Consider the following 13,567-nt stretch of genomic DNA (forward strand, 5'->3'; position numbering starts at 1 on the left):
AATGGGTTCCTTCTTCCGGGAGGGTGCGGGGGAGCTACTGGGCGGGGTCCTGGAACGGAGCCCGTTCACTGCCAAGCACCAGCTCTTCGGTTGCCGGGTCAAGATACGGCACGTCCAAACCGTTGCTTTCGAGGATGTCGCGCATCCAGCCGGGAACCCGTTCCTGTTCGCGCGGAAACAGGGCGAGCTCGGCCTGGACCGCAGCGGGAGGTACCGGCATCTGGAGGGCGCCCGGGGCGGGTTCGAACGGCTCCGTGTCGAACCGTTCGAACCGCGGCTCTTCGTCAGGGACCAGGGTCAGCCGGGCGGCGAACCATGTGCCCTTGCCTTTGGTGTAGCTGGCGGCTTTGTCCGACTTCAACGCCCTGCGGTCCAGCGGCACGGCGTCGGAGAAGTCAATGCTGACCCAGGCGCCTTCCGCCGTTTGTGCCATCTCTGTCCAGGAGACGGTTGCACCGTAGATCTCGAACTCCAGCCGGATCTCCTGATAGGTCCGGAACCGCGAAGAGGCCGCGGTTGCCATGGCCGACAAGAACTCGTCGGAGAGCAGCTGTGATGTCACGGGGAGTACATTCCTTAGTTTTCGAAGTCGAAGCGCCGGGTTTGGCCGTTAACCGTTACCTTGAGTTCCACCATATGTGGAACACGGTTTCCCCCACCAGCATCGTAGATCGGGCGGACGTCCCAGGTGACCGAGGGCTTGCTGCCCCCGGGAGGCACGTTGCGGAGTTGGTCGCGGATCCAAAGCTCGGTGTCATACCAGGTGTCGGCGGCCCCCGTCAGCCGCAACCGCTCGATGGGCGTCAGGGCGCCCAGGCCGAGATTCCGGTTTTGGATGTTCAGCTGGGGAATCAGGTTGATCTTCTCCCCCGGTCCGCCGAACATGGCCGCGAGGAGGTGGCCGCCGTCGTAGTCGCCGCCGCCGTGCCCTCCGACGTGGGTCTGGTTGCCCGGATGCCGCCAGGTGTCGGCCTGCTCCTTGGGGAAGTACTCGAGGTCGTGGGCGTGCAGTGCCGTGGGGCGCCCCAACCCGTCGGTGTGGACCACGATGTTGCCGTCGATGTGGTAGCGGACGTTGGGCCGCGGGTTGTTCAACTCGGGATTCCAGTTGCCCTTGGTTCCGCTGGGAGCCTCGATCTGCTGGATGTGGCCGGCGGAGTTCGTGTAAAACTTGCCGCGGCCATCCACCTCGTAGACGGTCGTGGGTTCCAGCGTGATGCGCTGCTCTTCGACCGCGTCAATGACCGATTTCCGTGCGGACAAGTCGAGGTCGTGCTTAGCCAGCAGGTCCACCGGGTCGCCGGCGTTGCGCGCCCACGGCGGGTCGAACTGGCGCGGCCCGGTCTCGTGGAGGCCCTCCCTGCGGATCAGTTCGTCGACGCCGATGGCTTTGGGATCGGTCCCCTGGGTGGTGTCGAGGAACCGCAGCTGGGTTCCGCCGCCCGGGCGCCCGAAAGCCGGGGCGATTTCGGAGACCTCGACCTTGACGCCCTCGGGCAGGCGTCCAAGCTCGAAGTGGTGCAGCTCCTTGCCGAGGGTATCGACCGGCAGGCCGCGCATGTGCCACGGGGTTCCCTCGATGGCCAGGTAGGCTCCGCCGTTGGGGCCGATCCGGTCCAGCTGGACATTTCCAAAGTCTGACTGCAGCTCGTCGTACGACGAGTACGTCCGGATGGTTCCTTCGGCCGCCCCGGCGTTGTCCGGATAGGCCGCCCGGTACTCGTCCGGGCGGAACTCGTCCAACTCGCTGTACCGGTTCGCGTACTCGGCTCTATCCAAGGGGTTCCCGAGCTCGTCGGTGCCGTAGGCGGGCTGGGAGCGGTCCACGATGGCGTCGAGGTCGCTGTTGATGTCCACGCGGCCGTGCTGGTCCTTGGGCAGGTCCGCCCAGTCCGGCATCTCGACGTCCTGGTAGAGGTCATCGGCCCGGTGCTGGCCATATCTGGCGTGTGCCTCCGGGTTCTGGATCGCGTCGGGCACAGCGGTGCCGTGCTGCGGTTCCTGCGGATGGCGGAAGCTGTCGTTGACCCGCTGTCCGTTCACGTCATAGGCGTTGATGCCGTCGCCGGCCCCCGCAGCGGTCGCCTTGGGTGTGGCGGGATCGGGTTCCGGGGCCCTTGAGCCCGGAGCCTCCGCGTCGGGGATGCGTGCCGGCGCCTCCGCGTCGGGGATGCGTGACGGAGCCTCCGCGTCGGGGGTGCGTGCCGGCGCCTGCTCGTCGGGAGTGCGTGACGGAGCCTCCGCGTCGGGGGTGCGTGCCGGCGCCTGCTCGTCGGGAGTGCGTGCCGGCGCCGGCTTGGCCTCCGGCGTCTCAATCCGCTGGCCGTACTGCGGAGGGCCGGGACGTTCCGGCACGGTGTAGCCGCCGGTGCGCGACGACGGTTTGGGTCCGTCCGCGTCAAAGTTCATGATGGTGTTGGCGTTGCGGCCGGACGGCGTCTCCACATCGAAGCGGTGCCCGGTGGTGTAACCGCCGCCCGCGGTAGCCAGGCGCGGGCCGCCCAGCGCGTTCGCCAGGTTGTCCGTGCCGGTGCGCAGCGACGTCGTGAAGTTGTCCGCGCCGGCGCGCAGGCCCGAGGCGGCGTTGCGCAGCCCGTCGGTGAAAGCGTGGCCGGCGGTGCTGACGTAGGGGCGGACCGTGCCGGTGACCGTCTTGAAGCCGCTGGTCGTGACATCGATGGCAGTGAACTTGAAGTTGGTGGAGAAATCGATGGCGCGGGTGGTCAGGCCCGCGGTCTTGGACAGGCCGGAGAAGTCCAGCACCTTGGCCGCTGCCCCGCCGGCCCGGCTGACCGCGGTGACCTTGTTGGCCACGCCGCCGGCCTTGGCCACGGCGCCGCCGCCGGCGGTCAGGAGGATGGCGGAGAGATCGAACGCCGTCGCGCCGGCGGCGTAGGCCGGGTCGCGCTGCCAGTCGTCCCAGTGGATGGCCGCCTTGCCGACGGCCAGCAGTTCCTCGCCTGCCTTTTTGACCGTGCCCGGGCCGCCGATCGACTCGGCCACGAGCGCGGAGATGGGGCTGGAGACGATGGCCACGTTCAGGGCGATCTGGCCGATGCCCTTCCAGGTGGCGGCGAAGGTCTCGCCGTCGGTGAAGTTGACCATGTTCCACAGGCCGGTCACCGTGCCGGTGATCCCGCTCCAGACGCCCTTGCCGAAGGACACCATGCCGTCCCAGGCGTCCGCGTACCACGGCTTGTCCCACTCCGTCGGCTTGCCCCAGGGAATGTGCCCCTCGCCGGTCGCCGAATCAAGCTGTTCTGCCGAGTAGCCGTAGGCCTGCTGGCCGGTGCCGGGGCCGTCCTGCGTGGTTTCGACCAGCGTGATGCCGCCGTAGAGCGCGGCAATCGCGTTGGCGCAGGTTCGCTCGGCCGCCATGTGCTCGGCCGCCAGCGCATTGGCGTCCCTGAGGATCCGGTTGTCGTCGTTGACCAGGTCCTCGTCCTTGCGCCAGTCGCTGCCTTCGTTGGCGATCCGCGCCCGCACGCCGTGCCAGCGGGCCACCAGCGCGTCGTAGCGCGAGGTGAAGGTGTCCGCCCAGTCGGCGAACGCCTCGATGGCCGACTTGATGGCCGCGGTGTCGGACTTGAGGTCCTCGGTGGTGGTCCTGATCGGTTTGACCGCGACGTAGACCTGCGGGGCCTCCGGTGACTTGTAGACCGCTTCCAGCCCGCTCCAGTCGCTCTCGATCAGTTCGACGGCGTCGTCAATGTCTTCGGCCTTGTCGTCCAGCGCCTTAGCGTGAATGCGCAGCAGTTCCGCGTCGGGCCGCTGCGGGTATTCCTCGGCGTAGGGATCCCAGGCCGTCATTGCTTCCCCTTATTCGGTGCGTGAGACTTGATGTTTGTGAAAGTTGCGGGACCGGTCGATCAGAGCGCCAGCGGAGTGGGTCCGTGCGGCCGGTGCGGCCGCGAGGCGTCTCCCTCCTCGGGCAGCGTCCCGATCAGGTTTTGGGCATCTGACGCCATCTGCGCGTCCCCCATCACGTAGGAATTCACCGCGTCCATGGTGCCCTGGAAGGTGGTCTGCAGCCGTCCGGCAACACTGTTCAGGCCCGGTTGGACGGTCTTCTCCGCCCAGCCGTTGAGTGCGTCCATCACCGGGCCGGACTTGGCGGCAGCGACGATGTCGCTGACCGCGGTACCCAGGGCCGGGAAATCCGTCTCAAAGCTGTCGGCCCGCCCGCTGGCGGCGGTGACGATTGTTTGGACTTTGGTGGGTTCGATGTCCCAGCCGTCGAGTGCCACTGCTGTTTGCCTTTCGTGCCGGACCTTGGCGGACTGGATGCGATCTGGATGCTGCCGGTCTAGATGTTGGCGATCTTCGCGCCGGCCGTCTTGATGGTGTTGCCGGCGGTGCTCTTGGCATCCTCCAGCAGCTTGTGCACGTCCGCCATGATGCCCGCGAACGCGAAGCCCGCGTCTGCCCAGGCCTGCTCCACCCGGTCGTACTGCTCTGCGATGTCGGTGGCCTGGAACTTGGCCTGCAGGTCCGCGGCGTCTTTCTTGCGGGTTTCCACCAGCGCGTTAAGCTTCTTCTTCACCCGGTCCAGGTTGTCCTGGGCCTGGGATGCTCCGCCGTCGGAGAAGGCGAATGAATTCTGGTCTGCCATGATGTTTCCTTCCTCATGCCCGGCCTCGGCCGGAAAAAGATCGTCTGTGGGTCATTGCCGCATGAGCGGCGGGAGCCTGCCTGCTTCCGGTGCAGGCTAGCCGCGGTTGCGGAAGACGGCGTCGTCCCAGGCCGCCTTGCCCTCGGTGGCATCGGCGTCGTCGGCCTGCTGCTGCTCGCCCAGCTGCATGGTGGTGTTGACCTCGGACTGGCCCTGCTGAATGGAAACCAGCGATTTCTGCAGCCCGGACGCCACCATGTTGGCCCGGCCCATGATGCCCTTGAACTTCTCCCAGAAGTCGCCGGCGGTGTTGCCGCGCATCGGCTCGGGAACTGCCTCAAGCTCCTTCATCAGCGCCTGGAGTTCGGTATCGGCCGCCGCGCTGGCCTTCCCGGCGTCGACAAACGCGCTCTTTTCCATCTTGATGAACTGGTTGCCGCTCATTGCTCCACCTCCGTGCCCCGTCACGGGGCTGTAGCTGCCGCTTCCGCCGGCGGACGCCTGCTGCGTCCGCGGTGCGCCGGGTTGCCGCCCGGCCGGTTGTCTTCGAGCGGTTCCCCGCCTTTACCATAGAACGCGCTGGCTCGCACCGCGTCAATCGACGTTAATGGGTACATCTCCCCATCCTGAGCGGGACACACGGGAATTTATCCATCGTTTGGAGCGATAAGCTCGGTAGGCGACGCACCGCTTGGGAGGAGAGACGTGGCTCACGATTACGACAACCAGCTCATTGAGTCTGTGGCTGTCCGGCGTGCCCGGCTGACCACGGCGCTGCTGTACGGCGCGAACCCGCTCCAGCGGCGCTGGCAGTCCAGCGTGCGCACCTTCTTCTTCAGCATCGCCATGGCGGCGGTCATCGCCGCCGTCTGCGTGGGCTATTCGTTCGTGACCAACCTGCTGGAAGACCTGCGGCAGGAACGGCAGCAGCGCTCGCAGTCCGCCGTCGTCCTCCACCTCGGTGGCCATCCGGCGGACGACGACGGCGCCCGCCTGCCGCCCGTCCCCCACCGAGGAGCCGCTTGAGCATGGCCGAAACCTTTACCCGCGTGACCGTGGCCGGGCCGCAGCGCCATGTGGACGTCCTGCTCCCGTCGCAAACGCCCGTCGGCCTGCTGCTGCCGCAGGTCCTGGACCTGCTCGATGACCAGCCGGCCGCCGCCGTCGCCGTGAAAACGCTGATCACCCCCGCCGGCGATCCGGTCCGCGAGGACGCGTCGCTGACGGACGCGGGCATTGCCGACGGCGCCATGCTCCGGCTGGTGAATGTCTCCGAGGCCCCGCCGGCACCGGTGGTGTACGACATCACCGACGCCGTGGTGGAACAGACCGAGGACATCGGCGGCCGCTGGACCGAGCGGGTCCGCCGCGGGACGGGCGCCGTCTTCGCCGCCGTCGGACTGTACCTGGGCGTGCACCTGCTGCTCGAGGGCGCCGCCACGGCCATGGCCGCGGCCGTCTTCTTCGCGCTGGCCGCGGTGCTGCTGGGCGCCGGCATCTACCTGGGCCGGGCGACCGCCACGGTGCTGGGCCCGCTGCTGGTGGGCACCGGCTGGCTGCTGGCCGTGGGCGGCGTGCTGCGTCTGCCTGCCGATCACGGGACGCACGTGCTGCTGGCCGCCGCGGCGAGCGCCGTGGCACTGGTCGGTGCCGGCCTGATCTCGCAGCGTCCGCGGGCGCTGATGTCTGCCGCGGGCCTGCTCGCCCTGCTCACCGTTTTCTGGGCTGCCTCGCTGGCTCTCTTCGGCGCCCCGGTGCTGGCCGCCGGCGTGGCCGCGCTGCTCAGCTGCGCGACCCTCGGCCTGCTGCCGCAGATCGTCCTCTCCGCGTCCGGACTGGCCACGCTGGACGACCGGCGGGCCAAGGGAGGCCGCATCGGCCGCACCGACGTCCATGTGGCCATCGGCTCGGCGCACCGCGGCCTCAGCTTCGGCACCGCGCTGGCGGCGCTCTCGGTGGCCGCCGGACTGTGGATCCTGGGAACGGACACCGAGCGGCAGGCCTGGACGATGCCGCTGATCGGTTGCCTGGCCCTGGCCACCGGGCTGCGGGCGCGCGCCTTTCCGCTGGCCACCGACCGGATCGCGCTGTACCTGGCGGCCGCCGTCGGCACGCTGGCCCTGGCGCGCTCGGTGCTGGCCTTCTCTCCGGGGCACGGCTGGTTCGTGGCGGCCGGCCTGCTGGTGCTGGCCATCGCCGTGGTGATCTCGCTGACCGTCACGCTGGCCGACCATTCCGCCGCGAAACTGCGCCTGCTGGCCAACCGGTTGGAGACGCTGGCCATCCTGGCCGCCGTCCCGCTGGTCATCGGCTTGTTCGGCGTCTTCGCCTCGCTGCTGACCACCTTCGACTGAGACAGGTTGGAACCGATTCCATGGAACCGATGTCGCGCAGGGACCTGATCGCCCGGGAGAATACCGCCACCGGGCACGTCCCGGCGGGCCCGCCCCGGCAGGCTTCCGTGCCCCCGGCCGCCCCGTCCGCTGCGGGCTTGCCCGGCCGGACACAGGTGGCCGACCCGTGGAGCACGCCGGCTCCGGCCGCCGGACCCGCCGGGCCCGGCCCGTTCGAGTCCGATGCCGAACAGCGGCGCCGCCGCCTGCGCGGCCGGCGCGGCGAGCCCTGGCTGGTCCGCACCGTCCTGGCGGCGAGGGGCCTGCTCTCCTCCGACGACTACCCGCGGCGGTTGGTCGCCGCCACGGCCGGCGCGCAGGCCGCGGTCAGCACGGGGCGCCGGATCGCCGTGATCGGCAGCCGGGGCGGGGCCGGGAAGACCACGACGGCGGCGCTGCTCGCATCGCTGTATGCGGCGGCCCGGCAGGACACCATCGCGGCCGTCGACCTGGCGCCCGCCGGCGGGACCCTGGCGTTGCGGCTCGGGGTGCCGGACGCGCCGGCCATCGACGACGCCGCCGCCGTCCTGCACTACTCCCCTGCCGGGAGCGCCGATGACCTGCGCCGGCAGCTGGCCGCCGCCGGGCCCAACCTCTGGGTGGCCGGGGAACGTGCCCTCGGCGGGCATGCCGGCAATGCCGCGCTCTCGGCGGCCGGCCAGAACATCTCCCGGTACTGCCCGGTGGCGGTTTACGACTGCGCCACCGGCCCGGGCGAGAACCCGGACACCAACTGGGCCATCGGCGTCGCGCAGTTGGCCGTGCTGGTGGCCCCCGCCTCGGTGGCCGGGGTCCAGGACGTGCGGCGCACGGCGGCCGCGTGGGCGGCCACCCCTGAGCTGGCCGGGACCGGCCTGCTGGCCGTACTGACCCGGACGGATGCCGACGCCCCGCTGGACCCGATGGCCGAAGCGAAGCTGTTGGCGCGGGACGGAATCTCCGTGCTGCCCCTGGGCTACGACCGGCACCTGGCCGGCGGAGTGGAACTCGACCCGGCCCTGATGTCCCGCGCCGTCCGGCTGCAGGCGGCCGAGCTGGCCTCCACCGCGCTGGCTTTGGCAATGGAGCACACCGGCCGATGAGCGTGAAGATCTTCCACCGGCCGGCCCGGACCACCGCCCCGGCGCGCGAGGCCGCCCCCTTCAGCCTGGAGGCCCCGCCGCCCATGGGCGAGAAGGCCGGCAGGATGAACGCCATGGCGCTGATCCCGCTGCTGGGCGCCGGATTGTCCATGACCGTGATGATGCTCTTCCGCGGCAACAGCCTGGCCGCCGTCGGCGCCATCGCGATGATCGTGACCGTCGTCGCGTCCATCGTCATGATGCTGGGCCAGCGCGGCCGCGCGGCCCGCGCCCGGGCCGAAGAACGCGACCGCTACCTGGAATACCTGGAGGAGTCCCGGGCCACGCTCCGCGCCGACGAGCAGCGCACCATCACCACGGCGCGCACCAGCAACCCGGAGCCCACTGCCCTCTTCGACATCGTCCGCAACACGCAGCGGCTTTGGGAGCGGCGGCGCGGGAACGAAGACTTCCTGCACGTGCGGATTGGTTCCGGCGAGCGGATCAGCCGGCAGATCACCATCAACGAGCAGGGCCCGGCCACGGCCCAGCGCGACACCTTCATGGACAACGAGGTCCGGATCCTGCAGCGGCGGTATGAGACCTCGCCGGATTTGCCGCTGACCCTGCCGCTGGACTCGGCCGGCAACGTCAGCATCATCGGCTCCCGCGGGTTCGTGCTCAACGCCGCCCGGAACCTGCTCGCCGAGGCCTGTGCCTTCCACTCGCCCGAGGACCTGCACGTGGGGATCGCGGCCGGCGAAGACCGGCTGGGCGACTGGGACTGGGCCCTGTGGCTGCCGCATCTGGCGGACCAGAAGCAGGCCCACGCCACCGGCCCGGTCCGCCGGATGGCCCGGTCCCTGGACGAACTCGGTGCCGTGCTGGCCGACGAGCTGAACCGCCGCGCGGTGGTGGCTGCCGAATCCTCCAAGAACGCCCGGGGCGCCAGCCAGCACCTGCCGCGGCTGCTGGTGCTGGCCGACTGCTACGGCGGGCTGCCCGAAGAACTCGTGCTGCCGGACCGGCACGCCGGACTGGCCCACCTGGGCATCACGGTGGTCCATCTGGTGGCCGACCGCGGCCAGGAGCCCGGCGAGGTCAGCGTGCGCGTCACCCAGGCCGGCGCGGCCGCGGATTCCGCGGTCTCCGGCGCCCCGCCGTCGGACTCGGGATTCACGATCCAGAACTACCGCGAGGATCCGGTCGAGCCGGTCGTGGAACAGGGAACTTTGGACCCCCTGGCCGTGCCGACCGCCGAGGCGCTGGCCCGGGAACTGGCACCGATGCGGCTCTCGGCGGACTCGCTGGAACACAACACCGCCGCCAGCTCGGACAGCTTCCTGGACATGCTCGGCCTGAGCCCGGCGCTGGACGAGGCGGACATCAGGCGGCTCTGGAAGCCGCGGAGCGAAGTGGACTTCCTGCGGATCCCGCTGGGCCCCGACGACCGCGGCCGGCCGGCCCTGCTGGATCTGAAGGAATCGGCGCAGTTCGGCATGGGCCCGCATGGGCTCTGCGTCGGCGCCACCGGCTCCGGCAAGTCGGAGATGCTGCGGTCGCTGGTGCTGGGTCTGCTGGCCACCCATCCGCCGGAGCTGCTGTCCATGGTGCTGGTGGACTTCAAGGGCGGCGCCACGTTCGCTCCCTTCGCCGACGCGCCGCAGGTCTCCGGCGTGATCACCAACCTGGCCGATGACGCGAGCCTGATCGAACGAATCTACTCCAGCCTCAACGGCGAGGTGGTCCGGCGGCAGGAAGTGCTCAAGGCCGCCGGCAACATCGCCAACATCACCGACTACCAGCTGCACCGGCAGGAACGGCTCGCCCGCGGCGAGGCCATGGAGCCGCTGCCGCACCTGGTGGTGATCATCGACGAGTTCGGCGAACTGCTCACCGCCCGGCCGGACTTCATCGACCTGTTCCTCTCCATCGGCCGGATCGGCCGGTCCATCGGCGTGCACCTGCTGTTGAGCAGCCAGCGGATCGAGTCCGGCAAGCTGCGCGGGCTGGAGACCTACCTGTCCTACCGGATCGGGCTGCGCACGCTCTCCGAATCGGAATCCCGCACCGTGCTGGACACGCCGGACGCCTTCCACCTGCCGCCGGTCCCGGGATACGGCTACCTGAAGGTGGATACCACGGTCTACACCCGGTTCAAGGCCGGGTACGTCTCGGGCCCGCTGGAGGATGTCCAGGCCCAGGAGGCGGACGAAACCGCCGGCGACGACGGCCCCCGGGTGCTGCCGATGCCCACGTATGCGGCCAGCCTGGAGCGGGCGGACGACGCCGGCGCTGCTGCCGCCAGGCCTGCCCGTACCGGGGCGTCCAAGCGCACCACCGGCCCGACCGTCCTGTCCGCGCTGATGGCCACCCTGGCCGGGTTCCCGCGCGCCGTGGATCCCATTTGGCTGCCGCCGCTGCCGGCGGCGCTGGCTCTGGACACCGCCGCCGGTTCGGTGACCACCACCAGCCAGGGCATCCGGCTCGCCTCCGGCGGCGGGCTGAAGGTCCCGATCGGCCTGCTCGATGACCCGGCCAAACAGTGGCAGGGCGTGTGGGAACTGGACCTGAAGTCGGCGGGCGGCAACGTGGCCATCATCGGCGGGCCGCAGTCGGGCAAGAGCACCGCGCTGCGCACCATCGCGGCCTCGCTGGCCCTCACGCACAGCCCGCAGGAAGTGGGCATCTACTGCGTGGACCTGCTGGGAAACTCGCTGATCCCGCTGGAGGGCCTGCCGCACGTGGGCGGCGTGGCCGTGCGGACCAACCGCGAGGTGGTCCGCCGCACGGTGGAAGAACTGCTGGCCATGCTCGGCGAGCGCGAGATCGTCTTTGAGAAGTACCAGGTGGATTCGCTGGCCACCCTGCGTAAGCTGTGCGCCCAGGGCAAGATTCCCGAGCTGCCCAGCGCCGACGTCGTGCTGGTCCTGGACGGCTACGGCCTGCTGACCGACGAGTTCGAGGACATCGAACCGGCCGTGCACGCGCTGATCGCCCGCGGCGGCGGCTATGGCATCCACGTGCTCACCACCGCCAACCGGCAGAACGAGATCCGGCTGGCCCAGCAGTCCTTCTTCGGCACCAAGATCGAGCTGCGCCTGGCGGATCCGGCAGATTCCTCCTACGGCCGCAAACTGGCCGAGACCATGCCCGCCGACCGGCCGGGCCGCGCGCTGACCGACGCCAGGCTTTTCGGCCACTTCGCGCTCCCGCGCATCGACGGCGTCGCCGACGCGGACACGGCCACGCAGGGCACCCGTGACATGGTGGCCGCCGTCGCCGCCTCCACCGATGCCCGCGCCATGCAGGTGCGCATCCTGCCGCAGGTGGTGGAAGCCGCCCAGCTCGAGGTCCCGGCGCTCCAGGGCCTGCTGCCGCTCGGCCTGCGCGAGACTGACCTGGGCCCCGAAATGCTGGACGTCGTCCGCGGCGAGCACCACCTGATCGTGATGGGCGACGAACAGTCCGGCAAGACCAACCTCGTCCGTTCCCTGGTCGCCTCGCTGGTGGCGCAATACCCGTCCCGGGACTTGGTCTTCGCCGTCTTCGATCCCCGCCGGGCGCTGGCCGACGTGGTCCCGGACGCCTACCTGGGCGGCTACGCGCCGAGCGCCGCCCAGGCCGAGCCGCTGGCCAACGCGATCGCCTCGGAGCTGTCCAAGCGGACCACCGGCGGCGACGCGATGAAGGACAGCATCGGCGAGGCGGACAGCATCCCGCGGATCGTCCTGCTGGCCGATGACTACGACATCCTCACGGCCGGCGGCGCCGGCCCGCTCCGCTCGCTGATCGAATACCTGCCGATGGGCCCGGAACTGCAGCTGAACGTGATCCTCACCCGCCGGGTGCGCGGGGCCGGCCGCGGCATGTACGAACAGTTCTTCGCCGCGCTGCGGGACTCCGGCAGCACCGGCCTGATCCTCTCCGGCGACCGCTCCGAAGGCGGCCTGCTCAACAACGTGCGCGCCCGCCGGCTGCCGCCCGGCCGCGGCCTGCTGGTCCGCTCCGGCGGGCCCGTGCAGACCGTACAGACCCTGTGGACCCCGCTGGAGGCGACCGCCAATGTCTAACACCGTCACCGTCGTCGCGCTCGATGAGCCGGGCCAGGACGTGGTCATGGTTTCGCTGCTGGCCGTGGTGCCGCAGGAGTACGTCCGCGAGGCCGCCGGAAATGCCCTGCTGGAGGTCGAGGACGGCAACGGCACCACGCTGCTGGCCGTCGAGCTGCCGCGCCTGGTCCGGGTTCCCGGCGAGGTGTCCCGGCTGCTCGCCGGCGCCACCGTGAACGCCATCGAGGGCACCCCGATCCCGTCGATCTTCTCCGACGACCCGGACTTCGCCGAGCCGGAGCACCAGGACCTGTGGTGGCAGGAGATCACGGTCCGGAACGGCATCCCCGACGGCGACTCGCTCGGCTACCGGGTGGCGCAGAATATCGCCGTGCGGTGCCGCGGCGCCGTCGTCACCCACCAACTGCCCAACTCCGGAGAATAGGGATGGGCATGCACGCCTCCGCCTTCGATTTCCACACCGAACGAACCGCCGTTGTCTTCCAGGACAAGCCGCTGGCGTTCCTCTCCCCCGCCCTCACCCGCGCCTATGTGGCCGCGCGCGCATCGGAACGCCAGTTCGTGGTGATGACGCCCAGCACCGGCAAGCTGACGCTGCCGCTCTACCAACTGCTGCAGCGCGAGGGCTGCATCTGGATGGCCAGCGCCGCGGACGGCACGTTCTACAACGGGTTCACCGGCCAGCAGTACCGTTGGGGCGGGGACGTCTTCGCCGCCGAGGAACAGTTGGCACCGGACTACCTGCAGGCGCCGGCCGGATCCGACGGCGTGATCCAGGCCCGCGGCGAGATCCTGCATCCGGCCAGCGCATCCACCCGCATCGGCGACTTCACCGCCGCGTTGTTCACCGAGCTGACCGGCGCCGGGCCGCTGGGCTGGGGCATCCACGAGCCGGTCAGCGAACAGTGGGACGTTGCCGACCTCACCGACTACTGCTTCCGTCTCGCGCCGATGACCGGCAACATCGTCGTGGTCGGCCGTCCCCGCCCCGGCACGGAGGTGCCGTCCATCGGCGTGCTCACCGTGACGCGCTCGTCGACGGGTGTGCACGAGTCGGTGGAGCTGTTCTGCGAATCGGTGGACCCGCTCAGCGACGACGAGCTGGCCTCCTTCGGTTCGGCCATGCACCGCGCCCACGCCCGCACCGCGCTGGCCGGGCACACCATGCTGCTGGACCGGCTGGCCTTTCCGGCGCGCTTCACCGGCGTTAGCGTCCCCGCCTGCTCGTTCTTCGGGCCGGAGGCGCTGGCGCAGTTCGGCCCGCAGCAGGCCCTGGCCGCCGCCGGCGACCGCGCGCGGCTGGTGGGCGTCCCGCCGCTGCAGTCGCTGGCCGTCACGTACCACCGCGATCCCTCCGGGGGCCGCCAGCATCCGCTCGACGAATTCAGCGACCTGGTGGGAAAGCTGGCCGGCGGGAAGTTCTGACGG

General features: G+C 70.2%; 11 protein-coding genes. 6 read left to right on the forward strand and 5 right to left on the reverse strand.

Annotated features, from left to right (window positions below):
• Positions 1-34 precede the first annotated feature (34 nt).
• From AC5RWG_RS07055 to AC5RWG_RS07075, 5 genes are all read right to left on the reverse strand, one after another.
• A complete protein-coding gene (locus AC5RWG_RS07055) occupies positions 35-562 on the reverse strand; it encodes a hypothetical protein (protein WP_494166668.1) in 528 nt (175 codons plus the stop codon).
• A 14-nt stretch (positions 563-576) separates the two neighbouring features.
• Positions 577-3,810 carry a glycohydrolase toxin TNT-related protein gene (locus tag AC5RWG_RS07060; RefSeq protein WP_494166669.1) on the reverse strand — a complete coding sequence of 1,078 codons (3,234 nt, stop codon included), beginning with the start codon at positions 3,808-3,810 and terminating at the stop codon, positions 577-579.
• Positions 3,811-3,869: 59 nt separating this feature from the next.
• On the reverse strand, positions 3,870-4,247 hold the full coding sequence (locus AC5RWG_RS07065) for a DUF6507 family protein (protein ID WP_494049514.1): 378 nt from the start codon (positions 4,245-4,247) through the stop codon (positions 3,870-3,872).
• Between the two features lie 59 nt (positions 4,248-4,306).
• On the reverse strand, positions 4,307-4,612 hold the full coding sequence (locus tag AC5RWG_RS07070; protein ID WP_493939539.1) for a hypothetical protein: 306 nt from the start codon (positions 4,610-4,612) through the stop codon (positions 4,307-4,309).
• A gap of 96 nt (positions 4,613-4,708) precedes the next feature.
• Positions 4,709-5,056 (reverse strand): hypothetical protein, encoded by a 348-nt coding sequence (locus tag AC5RWG_RS07075; protein ID WP_493939538.1) that lies wholly within the window; start codon positions 5,054-5,056, stop codon positions 4,709-4,711.
• A 261-nt stretch (positions 5,057-5,317) separates the two neighbouring features.
• On the opposite strand from AC5RWG_RS07075, the gene AC5RWG_RS07080 reads away from it, so the two are divergent.
• Genes AC5RWG_RS07080 through AC5RWG_RS07105 form a run of 6 tightly spaced genes read left to right on the forward strand, consistent with a single transcriptional unit; the run spans position 5,318 to position 13,564 of the window.
• The gene (locus AC5RWG_RS07080; RefSeq protein WP_494166670.1) at positions 5,318-5,638 is read left to right on the forward strand and encodes a hypothetical protein; all 321 of its coding nucleotides are present in this window, start codon (positions 5,318-5,320) and stop codon (positions 5,636-5,638) included.
• A gap of 2 nt (positions 5,639-5,640) precedes the next feature.
• Positions 5,641-6,966: a type VII secretion integral membrane protein EccD gene (gene eccD, locus AC5RWG_RS07085; protein ID WP_494166671.1), complete on the forward strand. Its 1,326-nt coding sequence runs from the start codon at positions 5,641-5,643 to the stop codon at positions 6,964-6,966.
• A gap of 20 nt (positions 6,967-6,986) precedes the next feature.
• A complete protein-coding gene (locus tag AC5RWG_RS07090) occupies positions 6,987-8,087 on the forward strand; it encodes a nucleotide-binding protein (RefSeq protein WP_494166672.1) in 1,101 nt (366 codons plus the stop codon).
• Entirely contained in the window at positions 8,084-12,139 is a 4,056-nt protein-coding gene (gene eccCa / locus AC5RWG_RS07095) for a type VII secretion protein EccCa (RefSeq protein ID WP_494166673.1), read from the forward strand. Before AC5RWG_RS07090 ends, eccCa begins: the two co-directional genes overlap by 4 nt.
• Complete coding sequence (locus tag AC5RWG_RS07100) at positions 12,132-12,563, forward strand: hypothetical protein (RefSeq protein WP_494012790.1); 432 nt, start codon at positions 12,132-12,134, stop codon at positions 12,561-12,563. Before eccCa ends, AC5RWG_RS07100 begins: the two co-directional genes overlap by 8 nt.
• Positions 12,564-12,571: 8 nt before the next feature.
• Positions 12,572-13,564: a DUF6177 family protein gene (locus tag AC5RWG_RS07105; protein WP_494025383.1), complete on the forward strand. Its 993-nt coding sequence runs from the start codon at positions 12,572-12,574 to the stop codon at positions 13,562-13,564.
• Positions 13,565-13,567: the final 3 nt, after the last annotated feature.

Source organism: Arthrobacter sp. Y3221160, assembly GCF_059092585.1.